Genomic DNA, 16763 nt, shown 5'->3' on the forward strand with positions numbered 1-16763 from the left:
GGGATGGCGGTTTCGATTTTCATCAAATCAAGAAAGCTAACCGGCCTTAAACCCTATCAAAACCGAAGGTTTTGCGCACTGACGAATGAGAACTTTCCCTTTGTTCGTCAGCGCCTGGGGTCCGGGGTGAATCTTTTTTATCCTCACCCTAACCGCGCTACACCACTTTGTCTACGCTCTAGGGAGTCCTGTACTGCAGGGCTCCTTTTTACATTGGGGGAGATGCTGGACAAGCACTTTGCCTCCCCTTCGTCCCACAGGACTCAGGCTGTCTGTAGATTGTGTATCAGGCATTGCTGCCTTGAAGCGAAGGATACCGCCTTCCCCTAAATTCTCCTTAAACCCAGACCAGGGTTTATTCAGACTTAAACTTCCTTTGCTAAAATTATTAAAATCGAGCTCTGCCAAAAAGCATATACAGGAAAGGTAAGTCATCGCCATGTTACAATCATTACATTTGGGACAGCCAGACGGATTGGCTTCCGAAGACGAACAAATTGTCGTTGTTACCCATAAAGAACATCTTATCCATTTATTCTATTATGAGATAAAAGATATTGAGTGTATTAACCGACGGATTCACTTTCGGATTATTGATGGAAAAGAATACACAACGAATCAAATACGAACTGCTTTTTCAGATTATGTCGCTCCTTTTTTAACCCATGCCGCATTTATCCAACCCCATCAATCTTTTGTGGTCAATGCCAACTACGTCCGGGAGATGACTTCGGCACAAATCATTTTAAAGGATGAACGCATTATCCCCCTTTCTAAAAAACGTAAAAAGGAAGTTTATGAGAAGTACTGGAATTATATGACGGAGTATCACCTGCCAATTGTATAAGAGACCGAAAACCTTAATAAAATCTTAAACAATATATATGTAGATAAAGAATGTCTATAAAAATGAAAAAATCCTTGCAGTTGCTGGGCGTTTCATTTATACTAAACAAGGTTGACTTAGAGCGATGATTTAAGAAGTTGCTGTTACTAATTCAGGTAATTCTTGAGGAGCGAGTTTTGGCCATAGAGCCAGACGAAGACCACTGGACGAGCTGTGATTGGGCAGCTTTTTTAAAGCCCAAAGGTGGAAACACCCGGCAGGGTGTTCGGTGGCCTAAGTGCCTAAATGCTTGAATACATCTAATAGGAGGAAAATTTAGGTATGAGCAAACAAAAAATTAGAATCAAACTGAAGGCTTTTGATCACAAATTACTGGATCAATCCGCCGAAAGAATCGTTGAGACCGCAAAGCGGACTGGTGCGAATGTGTCTGGGCCCATCCCACTGCCTACTGACAAAGAAATCGTCACAATCCTGCGTGCTGTCCACAAGTACAAAGATTCCAGAGAACAGTTTGAAATGCGTACACACAAACGGTTAATCGATATCCTTAATCCGACACCGAAAACCGTCGATGCGTTGATGCGCTTGAACCTGCCAGCTGGCGTTGATATCGAAATCAAGTTATAAGCCTGTTTGGCCACTTATTATGATCGCTTTGCGATCCAATGATATTAGGAGGATAAATTGAAAAAAGCAATTATTGGTAAGAAAATCGGTATGACCCAGATTTTCACAGAGAACGGAACAGTGATTCCTGTTACCGTTGTTGAAGCTGGCCCCTGTACAGTTGCCCAGAAGAAAACTCTTGAAAATGATGGTTATGAAGCTGTCCAGTTTGCCTATGGTGAAATTAAGGACAAGAACGTCAACAAACCGAAAAAGGGTCATTTTGATAAATATGGCGTTGCCTACAAACGTGTTATCCGTGAGTTCCGTTTGGATGACTGCGCTGCTTATGAACCCGGCCAGGAAGTTAAAGCTGATGTCTTTGAAGTGGGTGATAAGGTTGATGTTTCCGGTAAGTCTAAGGGTAAAGGATTTGCTGGTGTCATCAAACGCCACGGTCAGCATAGAGGACCCATGGCCCACGGTTCCAAGTATCACAGAAGCCCCGGCTCCATGGGTGCTTCCGCTTATCCCGCTCGTGTCATGAAGGGTAAGAAATTGCCTGGTCAGATGGGGAATAAGAATGTGACAGCCTTAAACCTGGAAATCGTCCAGATCGATGCAGAAAACAATGCACTTCTCATCAAGGGCGCCATTCCTGGACCGAAGGGTTCGCTGGTCACTATTAAAACCAGTGTCAAAGCGAAATAGTCTGAGCGAAAGGAGAAATAGAAATGCCTAAAATGGACATTATCGATATTAAAGGAAACGTCGTTGGCGATGTCGAACTGAGCGAACGTGTTTTCGGAATTGAACCCAATGAACCAGTGGTGCATCAAGTTGTTGTCGCACAGCTGGCCAATAAACGCCAAGGAACAAAAAGTGCCAAAACCCGTGCAGAAGTACGTGGGGGTGGCCGCAAGCCTTGGAGACAAAAAGGAACCGGGCGTGCCCGTGCTGGTACAAGCCGTTCTCCATTATGGAGTGGCGGTGGTGTCATCTTTGCACCAAAATCCCGGGATTACAGCCAGAAGGTTAACAAAAAAGTGCGTAACCTGGCCATGCGTTCAGTATTTTCTGCAAAAGTGCAGGAAAATGAACTCCGCATTGTCGATGCCCTTGCATTAGAAGCACCGAAGACCAAGGAAATGGCGGCGGTTTTAGAAGCCATAAATGCGCCTAAAGCATTGGTGGTCACCGCAGACATGGATGAAGCAGTCATCCGCTCTGCAAACAATATCCCCAAGGTCGCCACAGCAACCGTCGCTGAACTCAATGTTTACGACATGCTGAAATACGATATCTTGGTACTGACCAAGGACGCCCTTGATAAAATTGAGGAGGTATATGCATAATGAAGGATCCTCGCGATATCATCATCCGTCCCATCATCTCCGAACGGACGATGGATGACAGTGAACAGAACAAATACACCTTCGAAGTGGCAAAGACTGCCAATAAAATCGAAATCAAGAATGCCGTAGAAGCCATCTTCGATGTTACCGTCGAAAAGGTTTATACCATGAATATGAACGGCAAGGTTAAACGACGGGGCAGAACAGAAGGCCGTCGCCCAAACTGGAAAAAAGCGATTGTTAAACTCACCGCTGGCAGTAAGGGAATCGAGTTCTTTGAAGGTGTCTAAACACACGACCCGATAAGCAGAATGAAAATGGAGGTTTGCGAATAATGGGTATTAAAAAATATAAACCAACGTCACCCGGACGCCGTAATATGAGCGTCAACACCTTTGAGGAGGTGACGAAGAAGGAGCCAGAAAAGTCTCTGTTAGCTCCCCTTAAATCGAAAGCTGGCCGTAATGTTTACGGTCGGATCACCGTCCGTCACCAGGGTGGTGGAGCAAAGCGTAAATACCGTATCATCGACTTTAAGCGTAACAAAGATGGTGTACCTGGCAAAGTAGCGGGTATTGAGTACGATCCAAATCGTAGCGCCAATATCGCACTGATCAACTACGCAGATGGTGAAAAACGGTATATCTTAGCTCCCCTGAAGCTTAAAGTTGGTGATACCATTGTGTCTGGTAAAGAAGCCGATATTACCATCGGAAACTGTTTGCCACTGGCGTTTATCCCCGTTGGTACCTTGGTGCATAATGTGGAATTAAAGGCTGGCAAAGGCGGCCAGATGGTTCGCTCCGCAGGTGCCTCGGCACAGCTCATGGCTAAGGAAGGCAACTATGCCACCTTACGTCTGCCTTCCGGTGAAATGCGTCAGGTCCGTATGGAATGCCGCGCAACCATTGGAACCGTCGGCAATCTGGATCACCAGAATGTCCGTATTGGTAAAGCTGGCCGTAAACGCCATATGGGTATCCGCCCAACCGTCAGAGGGTCCGTCATGAATCCGAACGACCATCCCCATGGTGGTGGTGAAGGTCGTGCGCCCATTGGTCGTCCCGGTCCTGTGACACCTTGGGGTAAACCGGCTCTGGGTTACAAGACACGTAAGAAGCATAAGGCATCCGATAAACTTATCGTAAGACGCCGGAACGCGAAATAGTAGGAGGGTGAACGAATGAGTCGATCCGTAAAAAAAGGACCTTTTGTTGAAGAAAGACTTTTAAAACGAGTAGAAGTAATGAACGAAAAGGGAGAAAAACAAGTTTTAAAGACTTGGTCGAGAAGCTCGACAATTTTCCCACAGTTTGTCGGACATACCATTGCCGTCCATGACGGCAGAAAACACGTGCCGGTATATTGCACAGAAGATATGGTCGGCCATAAGCTCGGTGAATTCGCACCGACCCGGACTTTCCGTGGTCACGCAGGCGAAAAGAAGTCGAAGCTTAAGTAAGTAGCCAAAAGGAGGATACAAAATGGAATCAAGAGCAACAGCAAAATACATCCGTGTCTCGTCCAGAAAGGCTAAATTAGTTGCTGACCTTATCAGAGGCAAAAGTATTGGCGAAGCCCTAAGTATTTTAGCCCTGACACCAAACAAGGCAGCAAAGGTCATCGAAAAGGTGGTCTTATCAGCCCTGGCGAACGCAGAGAATAACCACAATATGAATCCAGATGCATTGTATATCGATCAGATTTATGCAAATCAGGGTCCAACACTGAAACGATATAAGGCTGGTCCGCAGGGTCGTGCTTTTCCCATTAAGAAGAGAACTTCCCACATCACGGCAGTGCTTAAAGAACAGGAATAGGGGGTACGCTTAATTGGGTCAGAAAGTTAACGCACACGGCTTGCGCGTCGGTGTCATTAAAGACTGGAACGCAAAGTGGTACGCAAATGATAAAGATTTCGCGGATAACTTGATTGAAGATAGCAAAGTCCGCGGTTATATTAAGAAGAGCCAGTTCCAAGCTGGTATTTCCAAAATTGTTATCGAACGTTTTGGCAACAAGGTGAAGATCCATATCTACACCGCAAAACCGGGGATGATTATTGGAAAAGGCGGCGCAGGCATTGAAGCGCTGCGTATGGAACTTGAAAAAATGACTGGGAAGACCGTCTTCATCAATATCGTTGAAGTTAAGAACGTCGATTTAGATGCACAGCTGATCGCAGAAAATATCGCTGGGCAACTGGAACGTCGGATTTCCTTCAGACGTGCCATGAAGCAGGCCATGCAACGCACCATGCGTGCAGGAGCAAAGGGGATTAAAACCGCCGTTGCCGGCCGTCTCAATGGTGCTGAAATGGCGAGAAAAGAACATTATGCCCAGGGCAACGTACCCATGCAGACATTAAGAGCAGATATTTCCTATGGTTTCGCTGAAGCGGATACCACTTATGGTAAGCTCGGAATAAAAGTCTGGGTCAATAAGGGAGAAATCCTAACCGGCCGCGAAGACATCCTCGCTACCACCGCACAGGAAGACGATAAGAAGAAAAATCGTCGAAAAGCTCCTAAGAAAGACGCATAGTAAAGGAGGACGATCAGATGTTAATGCCTAAGCGCGTAAAACGCAGAAGAGTACATAGAGGCCGCATGAAGGGTAAAGCCACCCGCGGCAACACGATCACTTACGGTGATTACGCTATCCAGGCCCTTGAACCGGCATGGATTACATCCAACCAGATTGAAGCAGCCCGTGTCGCCATGACACGGTACATCAAACGTGGTGGTAAGGTTTGGATCAAAATTTTCCCAGACAAGCCAGTGACTGCAAAACCGGCTGAAACCCGTATGGGTTCCGGTAAAGGTTCTCCAGAATACTGGGTGGCAGTGGTCAAACCAGGCCGTGTCATGTTCGAACTTGCTGGCGTCGATGAAGCAACCGCTCGGGAAGCCATGCGTCTTGCTCAACACAAACTGCCGATTAAAACGAAGTTCATCACTCGGGCAGACCAGGAAGAAATGGGTGAATAAGCATGAAGATTAAAGAATTAAGAGAATTACAAACCAATGAATTAGAGACCAAGCTGGGCGATTTGAAGGAAGAGCTCTTCAACCTGCGCTTCCAGCACGCGACCGGACAGCTTGAAAATCCAATGCGAATCCGGGAAGTCAAGAAAACATACGCCCGTATCAAGACGATTCTGACTGAACGTGAAAAACAGGCGTAACGAAGGAGGATTAGCTGATGGAACGTAATGAAAGAAAGACACGTATCGGCACTGTCGTCTCTGACAAAATGGATAAAACCATTGTCGTGGCGGTTGAAACATTCGTTAAACATCCGATTTACAGCAAACGTGTTAAAAATACAGTTAAATTTAAAGCTCACGATGAATTAAACCAATGTGGTATTGGCGATAAGGTTAAGATCATGGAAACTAGACCTTTGAGCAAGAATAAGCACTGGCGTTTAGTGGAAATCGTGGAAAAAGCTTTATAGGCTGCTTTGCGAAAAGGAGGTATTTCGCGTGATTCAACAGGAAACTAGATTAAAAGTTGCTGACAACACCGGTGCAAAGGAACTCCTGTGCATTCGTGTCCTCGGTGGCTCAGGCAGAAGATATGCCAATATCGGTGACATCATCGTCTGTTCTGTCAAGAGCGCGGCTCCTGGTGGCGATGTCAAGAAAGGCGATGTCGTAAAAGCAGTAGTCGTTCGTACCAAACGTGGTGTCCGTCGTGACGATGGTAGTTATATCAAATTTGATCAAAACGCTGCTGTTTTGATTAAAGAAGATAAGAACCCGCAAGGGACCCGTATCTTCGGACCCGTTGCAAGAGAGTTAAGAGATAAGAAATTTATGAAAATTGTATCTTTGGCTCCAGAAGTACTTTAATGAGGTGACCAAATGGCGAATAAGATGCATGTAAAAAAAGGTGATATCGTCCAGGTGATTTCTGGAAAAGATAAAGGAAAGACCGGCGCTGTGCTGGAAGCTTTCCCTGGTGAAGGTAAAGTGACCGTTGAAGGTGCGAACATCATCACCAGACATAAAAAACCCTCCGCTGCAATGCAACAAGGCGGCATTATCAAAGAAGAAGGCAAAATCGATGCATCCAACGTCCTTCTAATGTGTGATAAATGCGGCCGGGGTGTACGCACCGGTGTTAAGATCGAAGAAGACGGCTCTAAAGTCCGCGTCTGCAAGAAATGCGGCGCTGTACTGGATAACTAAACCAGGGAAGGAGGACAATAATGACAAGAATGCAGGAAAGATATCTGAATGTCGCTGTTCCGGCGCTTCAAGAAAAATTCCAATATAAGAATGTTATGGAAGTGCCTAAGCTGGTGAAGGTTGTCATCAACATGGGACTTGGTGATTGCAAGGACAACTCCAAAGCTTTGGAAGCAGCCGTTGGCGATATGGCCATCATTGCTGGCCAAAAGCCTGTCATCATCAAGGCGCGTAAATCCGTTGCTAACTTTAAGGTCCGTGAAGGCCAGAATGTTGGTGCAAAAGTAACCCTGAGAAGTGATCGCATGAATGAATTCTGTGACAAACTTTTCAACATTGCGCTGCCTCGCGTGCGTGACTTCCGTGGCTTATCCAACACGGCTTTTGATGGTCGTGGAAACTATGCCTTCGGGATTAAAGAACAGCTCATCTTCCCGGAAATCGACTACGATAAGGTCGAACAAATCCGTGGGATGGACATCATGTTCGTCACAACTGCAAAAACTGACGAAGAAGCCCACGAGCTGCTTGCTCAACTGGGATTACCGTTCGCAAGATAGGAGGCGTACCCATGGCAAAGAAAGCAATGAAGGAAAAACAGCAGAAAAAGCAGAAATATTCCACTCGTGAATATAACCGCTGCAGAATTTGTGGCAGACCACACGCCTATCTGAGAAAATTCGGTATTTGCAGAATTTGTTTCAGAGAAATGGCCTACAAGGGAGAAATCCCTGGTGTGCGTAAAGCCAGCTGGTAAATTCTATTTAGAGTATCTAATAAAAAGGAGGGACTTAGCATGACAATGACTGATCCAATCGCAGATATGCTGACGAGAATCAGAAACGCAAACAATGCAGGTCATAAAGCAGTCGAAATACCAGCTTCCAAAGAAAAAAAGGCCATTGCCGAAATTCTGTTGGAAGAAGGATATATTAAAAAAGTTGAATACATCGACGATGACAAACAGGGAATGATCAAGGTCGCCTTGAAATACGGTGAAGACAAAAGCCGGGTCATCGCGGGGATCAAGCGAATTTCCAAACCTGGTCTGCGTGTCTATGTAAACAAGGATGAAATTCCAAAGGTTTTAAATGGTCTGGGTGTGGCAATTATTTCCACATCAAAGGGTGTTTTAACCGATAAAGAAGCCAGAAGAGCCGGTATCGGCGGCGAAGTTATCTGCTACGTTTGGTAGTAAAGCAGGAGGAATGCAAGAATGTCTAGAGTAGGAAACGCTCCGGTTGCAATTCCCGCTGGTGTGGAGGTCAAATTAGACGGTCACATCATCACAGTCAAGGGCCCTAAGGGTGAATTGACAAGGGCTTTACATCCGGATATGATTATAGAAGTAGGCGACCAGGTCGTCGTAAAGAGACCGTCTGAAAGCAAGAATCATAAATCCCTTCATGGGTTAACCCGTGCACTCATCAACAACATGGTGACCGGCGTCCATGATGGCTTCCAGAAAGTCCTTGAAATCAGCGGTGTCGGTTACCGTGCAGAAAAGAAGGGGAAGAACCTGGTGATGAACCTTGGTTACTCCCATCCTGTGGAAATGGAAGATCCCGAAGGGGTCGAAACCGTATGCGAAACCCAGAACAAAGTTATTGTTAAAGGGATCAGCAAGGAAGCGGTTGGTGCCCACGCTGCCAACATCCGCGCTAAAAGACCACCGGAACCTTACAAGGGACATGGTGTCAAGTATGCCGATGAACACATTAGACGTAAAGTCGGTAAGACTGGTTAATGACAACCATGCCTAACAGGTAGGAGAAAGGAACTTACCATGATTAAAAAGATCGACAAAAATAAACAGCGTTTAAAGAAACATTTGCGGGTTCGCCGGAAGATTTCCGGTACTGCCGCAATGCCACGATTAAACGTGTTCCGTAGTAATCAAAATATGTATGCACAGATTATCGATGATGTGAAGGGTGTTACCCTGGTAGCGGCTTCCACATTGGATAAAGATCTGAAAGCCGAATTAGCAAGTGGAAGCAACAAGGAAGCCGCTAAGGCTGTTGGTGCATCTATTGCCAAAAAGGCTCTGGCTGCCGGTATCGATGCAGTTGTCTTCGATAGAGGTGGTTATGTGTATACCGGTAGAGTGAAAAATTTGGCAGACGGCGCACGTGAAGCCGGCCTGAAATTCTAGGAAAGGGAGATCATTTAATGAAACAAAATTTAATTGATGCCAGCGGTCTGGAATTACAGGAAAAAGTCGTTAATATCAGCCGTGTCACCAAGGTTGTCAAGGGTGGTCGTAACTTCCGTTTCAGCTGCCTCGTCATCGTCGGTGATGGCAATGGCTTAGTTGGGGTTGGAAAAGGTAAGGCAATGGAAATCCCAGATGCCATCCGTAAAGGGATCGAATCCGCTAAAAAGAATCTTATCCGTGTTCCCCTTGTTGGAACAACGATTCCTCATCTTGTAGAAGGTGTGGATGGTGCTGGAAGAGTTCTGCTTAAACCAGCAGGAAAAGGGACTGGTGTTATCGCTGGTGGTCCTGTCCGTGCGGTGTGTGAGCTTGCAGGTATTGCTGATATCCGTACAAAATCATTGGGTTCAAACAATGCTCGCAACATGGTTAATGCAACCATGGAAGGGTTGGCCCGTTTGACAACCGTCGAAGAGGTTGCTGCAAAACGCGGTAAGAGACCTGAAGAGATTTTAGGTTAGGAGGCTCGTATCATGGCTAAGCAATTGAAAATCACATTAAAAAAGAGTCTGATTGGACGTAATCCTAAACAACGCGCAACCATTAAGGCACTGGGACTGCGTAAAATCGGTCATTCTGTGACCGTGGAAGACAGTCCTGCTATTCGCGGCATGATCCACAAAACCGACTTCATGCTTGAAGTTGAAGAAGTTTAGGAGGTCATCGAATGAAATTACATACCTTGAGACCTGCAGAAGGTTCTCGTAAAGATACCAAGAGAAAAGGTCGCGGTACTGCGACTGGACAGGGAAAGACTGCTGGCCGTGGACAAGATGGTCAGAAATCCCGCTCCGGTGGTGGAGTCCGTTTGGGCTTTGAAGGGGGACAAATGCCTTTGGCTAGACGTCTTCCTAAACGTGGCTTCTCAAATTACCCATTCAAGAAGGAATACGCCATTGTTAATGTTGGTGAGCTGAACGCCTTCGAAGAAAATACCGTCATTACCCCTGAATTACTCATGGAATATGGCTTCGTCCGTAAATTAAAGGATGGGGTAAAAATCCTGGGTGAGGGAGACGTTGAAAAAGCCTTAACCTTAAAAATCAATAAGATCAGTAAATCTGCTGAGGAAAAAATTATTGCCCACGGAGGAAAGGTAGAGGTGATTTAAATGCTGTCCACGCTAAAGGATGCATGGAATATTCCTGAGATCAGGAAAAAAATCCTGTTTACTTTAGCTTTGCTATTCGTTTATCGATTGGGATCGTTCATACCGGTCCCTTATATCGATGCGACGCAGCTGGCAAAGCTGATTAATGACGGCGGGATCTTCGGCTTGTTCAACATCATATCTGGTGGTAACTTTGGGAATTTTACCATTTTTGCCATGGGTATTACACCTTATATCAACGCATCCATCATCATGAATTTACTCGCATTTGCCATTCCAGCACTGGAAAGTCTCCAGAAAGAAGGAGAAGAAGGGCGAAAGAAGCTAGCGCAGTACACCCGGTATTTAACCATTGTACTGGCCATTGTTCAAGCCCTGGGTATGAGTTTATCCTATGGTGATTTATTAGTAGAAAAAACAGCATTCACCGTTTTCGTTGTCGTCCTCTGTATCACAGCAGGAACGACCTTTCTGATGTATTTAGGAGAAGAAATAACCGAAAATGGGATTGGGAACGGGATTTCGCTGATTATCTTTGTGAGTATTATCTCTCGTATTCCCAGTGGCATCAGCACGATTTATGAGTATGTCCAGGCTGAAACCTTGTCCATTGTCGGGGTGATCCTACTGATCATCTTCATTATCGTTTCTACCGTTGCGGTGGTTGCCGTAACTGAAGGACAACGTAAGATTCCAGTTCAATATGCAAAACGTGTTGTAGGGCGGAAAATGTACGGTGGGCAAAGCACACATATTCCCCTTCGGGTGAATATGGCAGGTGTTATCCCGATTATCTTTGCCAGCTCCCTAACGCTATTCCCTGCGACCTTGGCCCAGTTCTTTCCAAATTCTGGTTTTAGCCAGTGGATTGCGAAATATTTGGCCTGGGGAACACCGACAACAACCATTATTTATGTCATTTTAATTGTGGCATTTACTTATTTTTATACCGCGGTCACATTTAATCCCTTCGATATCGCAGATAATATTAAAAAACAAGGGGGGTATATCCCAGGTATCAGACCGGGGAAACCGACGGTTGAGTATTTCACTCGGATTATGAACCGCTTAACTCTTTTTGGTGGGATTTTCCTGGCACTTATTGCCATTATCCCTATTATTGTCGGTAATTTCATGGGAGGTGTCAGCCTCCAGTTCGGTGGGACCAGCTTACTGATTATTGTCGGGGTTGCCCTGGAAACAGTCAAGCAGCTGGAATCAGAAATGACAATGCGGAACTATCAGGGATTCTTAAAATAATTCAAGACAATTTGGAGATGGAATAATGAGAGTTGTATTATTAGGACCTCCGGGTGCAGGAAAGGGAACTCAAGCAAAAGGAATTGCAGAAAAGTTCAATATCCCCCACATCTCTACTGGAGATCTGTTTAGAGAAAATTTGAAGAATGAAACACCACTGGGAAAAAAGGCAAAAGCATATATGGATGCTGGCAAGCTTGTTCCAGATGAACTGGTCATTGCCCTGGTGGAGGACCGCATTATCCGCGAGGATTGTAAGGACGGCTATCTTTTAGATGGCTTTCCGAGAACGGTCGCTCAGGCTTCTGCATTGTGTGCCTTTAATGAAAAAATCGGTAAGCTTTTAGATTACGCGGTTAACATTGAGGTGCCGGAAGGACTCTTAGTCGAACGAATTGTTGGACGGCGGGTTTGCCCGAAATGCGGTTCTTCCTATCATATCACATTTAATCCGCCCAAAGTCGATGGAGTTTGTGATATTGATGGTGAAGCACTGATGCAGCGTGCAGATGATTCAGAGGAGACAGTGAAGACACGTTTAGCGGTCTATCATTCCGAATCTGCACCCCTTGTCGATTTTTACCACTTTAAAGATAAGCTCATCAATATTGATGGCAATCAATCCCCTGGAGCGGTTGCAGCTGATATTGAAATGGCACTTAAAGGCGGTAATCAGTAAATGATTAACGTAAAATCAAGTCAGGATATCGAGTATATGCGAATGGCCGGTCGTCTTGTGGCAGAGTGTCACGAGCTTCTGGCCGAGGCAATTAAACCGGGGATTACAACCCTTGAACTGGATAAAATGGCGGAAGATTATTTTAAAAAGAATGGTGCCGTGCCCACGTTTTTGGGCTATCAGGGTTTTCCCAATTCCATATGTGCATCGATTAATAATGAAGTCGTCCATGGAATTCCAGACCATCGTCGCTTGGAAGAGGGTGATATTATCGCCATTGATCTTGGTGCAACCTTAAATGGTTTTGTCGGTGATGCCGCCCGTACCCATGGGGTCGGCAGCATATCGGAGACGGCTAAAAAGCTTATGGAGGTCACCCGGGAATCCTTTTTTAAAGGCATCGCTTTTGCGCGCCAGGGGTATCGTTTATCAGACGTCTCTCATGCCATTCAATGTTATGTTGAAGCGAATGGTTTCTCAGTGGTCCGGGATTATGTCGGTCATGGGATTGGCAGAGAAATGCATGAAGATCCCCCAATTCCCAATTTTGGAAAACCAGGCCATGGTCCACGCTTATGTCAGGGAATGTGCCTTGCCATTGAGCCCATGGTCAATGTTGGGGATTATGATGTCGAAGTTTTGGATAATGACTGGACCGTCGTCACTACAGATGGTTCATTATCAGCCCATTATGAAAACACCATCGTTGTAACAGGTGAGTCAGAACCTGAGATTTTAACGATGCTTTGATGGTAGTGATATGAAAGATTTAACGTTAGGACAGGTGGTTCGTTCAACCGCAGGCAGGGATAAAGATCTTTTCATGCTGGTCGTGAAGATCATTGATGAGGACTTCGTTCTTCTGGCTGATGGTGACCTGCGTAAGCTTAGTCATCCCAAGCGGAAGAAGCTTAAGCACCTGGCTAAAACCAACCACATCGTCTCAATCATCCAAGAAAAGCTGATGAGTGGCGAGAAGGTGCAAAACGCCGAAATCAGAAAAGTATTGGAACCCTTTAATAGTAACAATAATAAGTCGGTTGCAGACGTGGAACACGAGGAGGTTTGATTAATGGGAAAAAAAGATGTAATTGAAGTCGAAGGAAAAGTAATTGAGGCTTTACCTAATACGATTTTTCTAGTAGAATTAGAGAATGGGCATCAAATCACTGCCCATATTTCCGGGAAGCTTCGGATGAATTATATTCGAATCTTACCCGGGGACAAAGTGAACCTGGAATTGTCTCCGTATGATCTGACCCGAGGGCGGATCGTATGGCGAGGAAAGGGCAAATCCTGAAGGAGGAACGAACATGAAGGTCAGACCATCCGTTAAGCCAATGTGCGAAAAGTGTAAGATCATCAAAAGAAACGGCCGTGTCATGGTGATTTGTGAAAATCCCAAACACAAACAGAAACAGGGTTAATGTAAGATCCTTGCAGGAATGCAAAAGCAGCCGGTATGGCCGCGGCAAACTCCATACCGATTACATAAAGAGGCGTGCGCAGTTGCGCACCGGACATGGAACTAGGAAAACATCACTTCTATCTAGGGTTCCAGGTCATATTTACATGACTATTTACTTTTAGGAGGTACACACTGTATGGCAAGAATTGCCGGGGTCGATTTACCACGTGATAAGCGGGTAGAAATTGGCTTAACTTACATCTATGGGATTGGGAGATCAACTTCCAATCAGATTTTAGCAGAATTAAACATCAATCCGGATACCCGGGTTAAAGATTTGACTGAAGGCGAAATTAACGCCCTCCGTGGGATTCTCGATGAAAAGTATACCGTTGAAGGGGATCTTCGTCGTGAAGTTAATTTGAACATCAAGCGACTCATCGAAATTGGCTCTTATCGTGGGATGCGCCACCGTCGTGGACTGCCTGTCCGTGGACAGAAAACCAAGACCAACGCCCGTACACGTAAGGGTCCGAAGAAGACCGTTGGTAGAAAGAGTAAATAAATCCTAATGGAGGTTAAGAATGGCTAAGAAAGTCGTCAGATCGAAAAAAAGAAAAATTAAAAAGAATATTGAACGTGGCCAGGCCCATATCCAATCTTCTTTCAATAATACAATCATCACCATCACCGATATGGCAGGAAACGCTTTATCCTGGGCTTCTGCCGGTGAATTAGGTTTTAGAGGTTCTAAGAAAAGCACACCCTTTGCTGCTCAGATGGCTTCTGAACAAGCAGCTAAACTGGCCATGGAACATGGCCTGAAAACCGTCGAAGTTATGGTCAAAGGACCTGGCTCTGGACGTGAAGCTGCAATCCGTGCCCTGCAGGCTGCCGGCTTGGAAATCACACTTATCCGTGATGTGACTCCCATCCCCCATAATGGATGCCGTCCGCCTAAACGTAGAAGAGTCTGATTGGAGGTAATTAGAATATGGCTAGAAATAGAGATGCTTCATGCCGTCAATGCAGACGCGAGGGCATGAAATTATACTTAAAAGGTGAACGATGCTATTCAAAGGACAAATGTGCCTTTGAAAAGAGACCGACCCCTCCGGGTCAACACGGGAAGAGACGCTCCAAGGCTTCAGAATATGGCCTGCAGCTCCGTGAAAAACAAAAGGTCAAACGGATTTATGGCGTGCTGGAAAGACAGTTCAGCGGCTATTTTGATAAAGCTGAAAAACAGAAGGGCATCACAGGGGAAAACTTACTTTCCATCCTGGAAACCCGTTTAGATAATGTGGTCTATCGTTTAGGCCTGGCGACTTCCAGAAAGGAAGCCCGTCAATTGGTTTTACACAAACACTTCTTAATCAACGGTAGCATTGTCAATGTTCCTTCATACCTAATGAAGGAAGGCGATACCATTGAAGTTAAGGCAAAAAGTAAAAAATCACCGAAGTTCAAAAGTATCGTGGAAACCACTGAAAACCACGTCATCGTGCCCTGGTTATCTGCAGATTTAGATAATTTAAGCGGTAAACTGGTTGGCATGCCAACACGTGAAGATATCGATGTTGAAATTGCTGAACATCTCATCGTTGAATTATACTCTAAGTAAGGGTATCAATGACCTTGAGAATTTAACCCTCGCGTTATGGATAATAGTATTAAATTATAGGAGGGTCACGATTTTATGATCGAATTTGAAAAACCGATTATCGATATTGTAGATAAATCAGATGATGATACTTACGGTAAGTTCGTCGTTGAACCCCTGGAAAGAGGCTATGGTACGACCCTGGGAAATTGCCTGCGGCGGATCATGCTTTCTTCATTACCAGGTGTTGCCGTCACCAATGTTAAAATTGATGGCGTGCTCCACGAATTTTCGACGATTCCTGGGATTAAAGAAGATGTTATTGAAATTCTTCTCAATCTTAAGGGATTGTGTGCAGTTATGCACGTCAATGAGCCCAAAACCGTTCGAATTGAAGCATCTGGTGAAGGTGAAGTTACAGCTGGTGACATCATTGGCGATGCCGACGTCGATATCATCAATCCTGATATGCACATTGCCACTTTAGCAAAGGATGGTGTGTTGAATATGGAAATCCGTCTTGAACAAGGACGGGGTTATATTTCAGCAGAAAAGAATAAGTATCCGGGGATGCCCATTGGCACCCTGCCACTTGATTCTAATTTCTCCCCAATCCGGAAGGTTATTTTCCGGGTAGAGGACACCCGAGTTGGTCAGGTGACGGACTTTGACAAGCTTACTTTAGAGGTTTGGACTGATGGAACAACCTCTCCAGAGGATGCGCTATCCTTATCAGCCAAGGTGATGAATGAGCATTTGAATCTTTTCATCGACTTGACAGACGCCACCAGCAATGTCGAAATCATGGTGGAAAAAGAAGAAAACGAGAAAGAGCGCATCCGCGAGATGTCTATTGAAGAATTGGAGTTATCCGTTCGTTCAAGTAATTGTCTGCGGAGAGCGAATATCGATACTGTTGAAAAACTGACACAGAAGACAGAAGAGGATATGATTAAGGTCCGGAACCTGGGCCGTAAATCCCTCAACGAAATTAAGCATAAGCTTTCTGAAATCGGTCTGTCTTTAAGTCCAGAAGAGAAGACAAAGGAGTAATTGTGTAATGGCTGGAAATAGAAAATTAGGCCGTCCCACTGATCAGAGAAAATTGATGTTACGTAATTTAACAACTGCTCTGCTCGAACACGGCAAGATTGAAACCACGGTTACCCGTGCGAAGGAACTGAGACGCATGGCTGACAAAATGGTAACCTTAGGGAAGAAAGGGGATCTGCACGCAAGACGTCAGGCTCTCGCTTATATTACCAAGGAAGAAGTAGTTGTTCGCTTATTTGACGAAATCGCACCAAAGTACGAAGAACGTCAAGGTGGCTATACCCGCATTTACAAAATGGGACCACGCAGAGGCGACAATGCCGAATTGGCTGTAATAGAATTGGTCTAATACACCATGGGGGAGGTTTAGCCTGGAAGGGTTAAATCTCCCCTTTTCCAATATAACCATCATTAGAAAGAACACT

33 protein-coding genes are annotated in these 16763 nt (G+C 45.2%); all 33 read left to right on the plus strand.

Going from position 1 to position 16763, the window contains the following annotated elements; all coding sequences use genetic code 11:
- Positions 1-439: 439 nt before the first annotated feature.
- On the plus strand, positions 440-847 hold the full coding sequence (locus tag BLU30_RS12510) for a LytTR family DNA-binding domain-containing protein (RefSeq protein WP_090246864.1): 408 nt from the start codon (positions 440-442) through the stop codon (positions 845-847).
- Positions 848-1168: 321 nt separating this feature from the next.
- The gene (rpsJ, locus tag BLU30_RS12515) at positions 1169-1477 is read left to right on the plus strand and encodes a 30S ribosomal protein S10 (RefSeq protein WP_090246866.1); all 309 of its coding nucleotides are present in this window, start codon (positions 1169-1171) and stop codon (positions 1475-1477) included.
- Between the two features lie 57 nt (positions 1478-1534).
- The gene (gene rplC, locus BLU30_RS12520; RefSeq protein WP_090246867.1) at positions 1535-2167 is read left to right on the plus strand and encodes a 50S ribosomal protein L3; all 633 of its coding nucleotides are present in this window, start codon (positions 1535-1537) and stop codon (positions 2165-2167) included.
- A gap of 23 nt (positions 2168-2190) precedes the next feature.
- Positions 2191-2811, plus strand: a complete 621-nt coding sequence (gene rplD / locus BLU30_RS12525; protein WP_090246869.1) for a 50S ribosomal protein L4 — start codon at positions 2191-2193, stop codon at positions 2809-2811.
- On the plus strand, positions 2811-3101 hold the full coding sequence (gene rplW / locus BLU30_RS12530; RefSeq protein WP_090246870.1) for a 50S ribosomal protein L23: 291 nt from the start codon (positions 2811-2813) through the stop codon (positions 3099-3101). Before rplD ends, rplW begins: the two co-directional genes overlap by 1 nt.
- Positions 3102-3145: 44 nt before the next feature.
- On the plus strand, positions 3146-3979 hold the full coding sequence (rplB, locus tag BLU30_RS12535; RefSeq protein WP_090246872.1) for a 50S ribosomal protein L2: 834 nt from the start codon (positions 3146-3148) through the stop codon (positions 3977-3979).
- 15 nt (positions 3980-3994) lie between these two features.
- Positions 3995-4273 (plus strand): 30S ribosomal protein S19, encoded by a 279-nt coding sequence (gene rpsS, locus BLU30_RS12540; RefSeq protein WP_090246874.1) that lies wholly within the window; start codon positions 3995-3997, stop codon positions 4271-4273.
- A 22-nt stretch (positions 4274-4295) separates the two neighbouring features.
- Complete coding sequence (gene rplV / locus BLU30_RS12545; protein ID WP_090246875.1) at positions 4296-4631, plus strand: 50S ribosomal protein L22; 336 nt, start codon at positions 4296-4298, stop codon at positions 4629-4631.
- A 13-nt stretch (positions 4632-4644) separates the two neighbouring features.
- Positions 4645-5355 (plus strand): 30S ribosomal protein S3, encoded by a 711-nt coding sequence (gene rpsC, locus BLU30_RS12550; RefSeq protein WP_090246877.1) that lies wholly within the window; start codon positions 4645-4647, stop codon positions 5353-5355.
- A 17-nt stretch (positions 5356-5372) separates the two neighbouring features.
- On the plus strand, positions 5373-5801 hold the full coding sequence (gene rplP, locus BLU30_RS12555; protein ID WP_090246879.1) for a 50S ribosomal protein L16: 429 nt from the start codon (positions 5373-5375) through the stop codon (positions 5799-5801).
- A gap of 2 nt (positions 5802-5803) precedes the next feature.
- Positions 5804-5998 carry a 50S ribosomal protein L29 gene (rpmC, locus tag BLU30_RS12560; RefSeq protein ID WP_090246880.1) on the plus strand — a complete coding sequence of 65 codons (195 nt, stop codon included), beginning with the start codon at positions 5804-5806 and terminating at the stop codon, positions 5996-5998.
- Positions 5999-6012: 14 nt separating this feature from the next.
- Complete coding sequence (rpsQ, locus tag BLU30_RS12565) at positions 6013-6270, plus strand: 30S ribosomal protein S17 (RefSeq protein ID WP_176770941.1); 258 nt, start codon at positions 6013-6015, stop codon at positions 6268-6270.
- Between the two features lie 28 nt (positions 6271-6298).
- Positions 6299-6667 (plus strand): 50S ribosomal protein L14, encoded by a 369-nt coding sequence (gene rplN, locus BLU30_RS12570; RefSeq protein ID WP_090246883.1) that lies wholly within the window; start codon positions 6299-6301, stop codon positions 6665-6667.
- Between the two features lie 12 nt (positions 6668-6679).
- Positions 6680-7006 carry a 50S ribosomal protein L24 gene (gene rplX, locus BLU30_RS12575; RefSeq protein WP_090246885.1) on the plus strand — a complete coding sequence of 109 codons (327 nt, stop codon included), beginning with the start codon at positions 6680-6682 and terminating at the stop codon, positions 7004-7006.
- A gap of 20 nt (positions 7007-7026) precedes the next feature.
- Positions 7027-7566, plus strand: coding sequence for a 50S ribosomal protein L5 (gene rplE / locus BLU30_RS12580; protein WP_090246886.1), 540 nt, complete (start codon positions 7027-7029; stop codon positions 7564-7566).
- Between the two features lie 11 nt (positions 7567-7577).
- Entirely contained in the window at positions 7578-7763 is a 186-nt protein-coding gene (locus BLU30_RS12585; RefSeq protein WP_090246888.1) for a type Z 30S ribosomal protein S14, read from the plus strand.
- A gap of 39 nt (positions 7764-7802) precedes the next feature.
- On the plus strand, positions 7803-8201 hold the full coding sequence (rpsH, locus tag BLU30_RS12590) for a 30S ribosomal protein S8 (protein WP_090246889.1): 399 nt from the start codon (positions 7803-7805) through the stop codon (positions 8199-8201).
- A 21-nt stretch (positions 8202-8222) separates the two neighbouring features.
- Positions 8223-8753, plus strand: a complete 531-nt coding sequence (rplF, locus tag BLU30_RS12595) for a 50S ribosomal protein L6 (protein WP_090246891.1) — start codon at positions 8223-8225, stop codon at positions 8751-8753.
- A 39-nt stretch (positions 8754-8792) separates the two neighbouring features.
- On the plus strand, positions 8793-9161 hold the full coding sequence (gene rplR / locus BLU30_RS12600) for a 50S ribosomal protein L18 (RefSeq protein WP_090246892.1): 369 nt from the start codon (positions 8793-8795) through the stop codon (positions 9159-9161).
- A gap of 17 nt (positions 9162-9178) precedes the next feature.
- Complete coding sequence (rpsE, locus tag BLU30_RS12605) at positions 9179-9685, plus strand: 30S ribosomal protein S5 (RefSeq protein ID WP_090246893.1); 507 nt, start codon at positions 9179-9181, stop codon at positions 9683-9685.
- 12 nt (positions 9686-9697) lie between these two features.
- Positions 9698-9880, plus strand: coding sequence for a 50S ribosomal protein L30 (gene rpmD, locus BLU30_RS12610; protein ID WP_090246895.1), 183 nt, complete (start codon positions 9698-9700; stop codon positions 9878-9880).
- An 11-nt stretch (positions 9881-9891) separates the two neighbouring features.
- Positions 9892-10335, plus strand: a complete 444-nt coding sequence (gene rplO / locus BLU30_RS12615) for a 50S ribosomal protein L15 (protein WP_090246897.1) — start codon at positions 9892-9894, stop codon at positions 10333-10335.
- Positions 10336-11595, plus strand: coding sequence for a preprotein translocase subunit SecY (secY, locus tag BLU30_RS12620; RefSeq protein ID WP_090246898.1), 1260 nt, complete (start codon positions 10336-10338; stop codon positions 11593-11595).
- Positions 11596-11620: 25 nt separating this feature from the next.
- Positions 11621-12274, plus strand: coding sequence for an adenylate kinase (locus BLU30_RS12625; RefSeq protein WP_090246899.1), 654 nt, complete (start codon positions 11621-11623; stop codon positions 12272-12274).
- Positions 12275-13024 (plus strand): type I methionyl aminopeptidase, encoded by a 750-nt coding sequence (gene map, locus BLU30_RS12630; protein WP_090246901.1) that lies wholly within the window; start codon positions 12275-12277, stop codon positions 13022-13024.
- 10 nt (positions 13025-13034) lie between these two features.
- Entirely contained in the window at positions 13035-13343 is a 309-nt protein-coding gene (locus tag BLU30_RS12635; RefSeq protein ID WP_090246903.1) for a KOW domain-containing RNA-binding protein, read from the plus strand.
- Between the two features lie 3 nt (positions 13344-13346).
- Positions 13347-13574 carry a translation initiation factor IF-1 gene (gene infA, locus BLU30_RS12640; protein WP_090246904.1) on the plus strand — a complete coding sequence of 76 codons (228 nt, stop codon included), beginning with the start codon at positions 13347-13349 and terminating at the stop codon, positions 13572-13574.
- A gap of 13 nt (positions 13575-13587) precedes the next feature.
- A complete protein-coding gene (gene rpmJ / locus BLU30_RS12645) occupies positions 13588-13701 on the plus strand; it encodes a 50S ribosomal protein L36 (protein ID WP_090246905.1) in 114 nt (37 codons plus the stop codon).
- Positions 13702-13878: 177 nt separating this feature from the next.
- Positions 13879-14247, plus strand: a complete 369-nt coding sequence (gene rpsM / locus BLU30_RS12650; RefSeq protein WP_090246908.1) for a 30S ribosomal protein S13 — start codon at positions 13879-13881, stop codon at positions 14245-14247.
- Between the two features lie 19 nt (positions 14248-14266).
- The gene (gene rpsK, locus BLU30_RS12655; protein ID WP_090246909.1) at positions 14267-14659 is read left to right on the plus strand and encodes a 30S ribosomal protein S11; all 393 of its coding nucleotides are present in this window, start codon (positions 14267-14269) and stop codon (positions 14657-14659) included.
- 17 nt (positions 14660-14676) lie between these two features.
- Positions 14677-15306: a 30S ribosomal protein S4 gene (gene rpsD, locus BLU30_RS12660; RefSeq protein ID WP_090246911.1), complete on the plus strand. Its 630-nt coding sequence runs from the start codon at positions 14677-14679 to the stop codon at positions 15304-15306.
- Positions 15307-15381: 75 nt separating this feature from the next.
- Positions 15382-16338, plus strand: a complete 957-nt coding sequence (locus tag BLU30_RS12665; RefSeq protein ID WP_090246913.1) for a DNA-directed RNA polymerase subunit alpha — start codon at positions 15382-15384, stop codon at positions 16336-16338.
- Positions 16339-16345: 7 nt separating this feature from the next.
- Positions 16346-16687, plus strand: coding sequence for a 50S ribosomal protein L17 (rplQ, locus tag BLU30_RS12670; RefSeq protein WP_090246914.1), 342 nt, complete (start codon positions 16346-16348; stop codon positions 16685-16687).
- Positions 16688-16763: the final 76 nt, after the last annotated feature.

The sequence above is a fragment of the Eubacterium barkeri genome (genome assembly GCF_900107125.1).
Classification (GTDB): Bacteria; Bacillota; Clostridia; order Eubacteriales; family Eubacteriaceae; genus Eubacterium_O; species Eubacterium_O barkeri.

Coding starts and splice junctions, on each gene's coding strand:
- BLU30_RS12510 (WP_090246864.1), top strand. CDS start 440: ATGTTACAATCATTACATTTGGGACAGCCAGACGGATTGGCTTCCGAA.
- rpsJ (WP_090246866.1), top strand. CDS start 1,169: ATGAGCAAACAAAAAATTAGAATCAAACTGAAGGCTTTTGATCACAAA.
- rplD (WP_090246869.1), top strand. CDS start 2,191: ATGCCTAAAATGGACATTATCGATATTAAAGGAAACGTCGTTGGCGAT.
- rplW (WP_090246870.1), top strand. CDS start 2,811: ATGAAGGATCCTCGCGATATCATCATCCGTCCCATCATCTCCGAACGG.
- rplB (WP_090246872.1), top strand. CDS start 3,146: ATGGGTATTAAAAAATATAAACCAACGTCACCCGGACGCCGTAATATG.
- rpsS (WP_090246874.1), top strand. CDS start 3,995: ATGAGTCGATCCGTAAAAAAAGGACCTTTTGTTGAAGAAAGACTTTTA.
- rplV (WP_090246875.1), top strand. CDS start 4,296: ATGGAATCAAGAGCAACAGCAAAATACATCCGTGTCTCGTCCAGAAAG.
- rplP (WP_090246879.1), top strand. CDS start 5,373: ATGTTAATGCCTAAGCGCGTAAAACGCAGAAGAGTACATAGAGGCCGC.
- rpmC (WP_090246880.1), top strand. CDS start 5,804: ATGAAGATTAAAGAATTAAGAGAATTACAAACCAATGAATTAGAGACC.
- rplX (WP_090246885.1), top strand. CDS start 6,680: ATGGCGAATAAGATGCATGTAAAAAAAGGTGATATCGTCCAGGTGATT.
- rplE (WP_090246886.1), top strand. CDS start 7,027: ATGACAAGAATGCAGGAAAGATATCTGAATGTCGCTGTTCCGGCGCTT.
- BLU30_RS12585 (WP_090246888.1), top strand. CDS start 7,578: ATGGCAAAGAAAGCAATGAAGGAAAAACAGCAGAAAAAGCAGAAATAT.
- rpsH (WP_090246889.1), top strand. CDS start 7,803: ATGACAATGACTGATCCAATCGCAGATATGCTGACGAGAATCAGAAAC.
- rplF (WP_090246891.1), top strand. CDS start 8,223: ATGTCTAGAGTAGGAAACGCTCCGGTTGCAATTCCCGCTGGTGTGGAG.
- rplR (WP_090246892.1), top strand. CDS start 8,793: ATGATTAAAAAGATCGACAAAAATAAACAGCGTTTAAAGAAACATTTG.
- rpsE (WP_090246893.1), top strand. CDS start 9,179: ATGAAACAAAATTTAATTGATGCCAGCGGTCTGGAATTACAGGAAAAA.
- rpmD (WP_090246895.1), top strand. CDS start 9,698: ATGGCTAAGCAATTGAAAATCACATTAAAAAAGAGTCTGATTGGACGT.
- rplO (WP_090246897.1), top strand. CDS start 9,892: ATGAAATTACATACCTTGAGACCTGCAGAAGGTTCTCGTAAAGATACC.
- secY (WP_090246898.1), top strand. CDS start 10,336: ATGCTGTCCACGCTAAAGGATGCATGGAATATTCCTGAGATCAGGAAA.
- BLU30_RS12625 (WP_090246899.1), top strand. CDS start 11,621: ATGAGAGTTGTATTATTAGGACCTCCGGGTGCAGGAAAGGGAACTCAA.
- map (WP_090246901.1), top strand. CDS start 12,275: ATGATTAACGTAAAATCAAGTCAGGATATCGAGTATATGCGAATGGCC.
- BLU30_RS12635 (WP_090246903.1), top strand. CDS start 13,035: ATGAAAGATTTAACGTTAGGACAGGTGGTTCGTTCAACCGCAGGCAGG.
- infA (WP_090246904.1), top strand. CDS start 13,347: ATGGGAAAAAAAGATGTAATTGAAGTCGAAGGAAAAGTAATTGAGGCT.
- rpmJ (WP_090246905.1), top strand. CDS start 13,588: ATGAAGGTCAGACCATCCGTTAAGCCAATGTGCGAAAAGTGTAAGATC.
- rpsM (WP_090246908.1), top strand. CDS start 13,879: ATGGCAAGAATTGCCGGGGTCGATTTACCACGTGATAAGCGGGTAGAA.
- rpsK (WP_090246909.1), top strand. CDS start 14,267: ATGGCTAAGAAAGTCGTCAGATCGAAAAAAAGAAAAATTAAAAAGAAT.
- rpsD (WP_090246911.1), top strand. CDS start 14,677: ATGGCTAGAAATAGAGATGCTTCATGCCGTCAATGCAGACGCGAGGGC.
- BLU30_RS12665 (WP_090246913.1), top strand. CDS start 15,382: ATGATCGAATTTGAAAAACCGATTATCGATATTGTAGATAAATCAGAT.
- rplQ (WP_090246914.1), top strand. CDS start 16,346: ATGGCTGGAAATAGAAAATTAGGCCGTCCCACTGATCAGAGAAAATTG.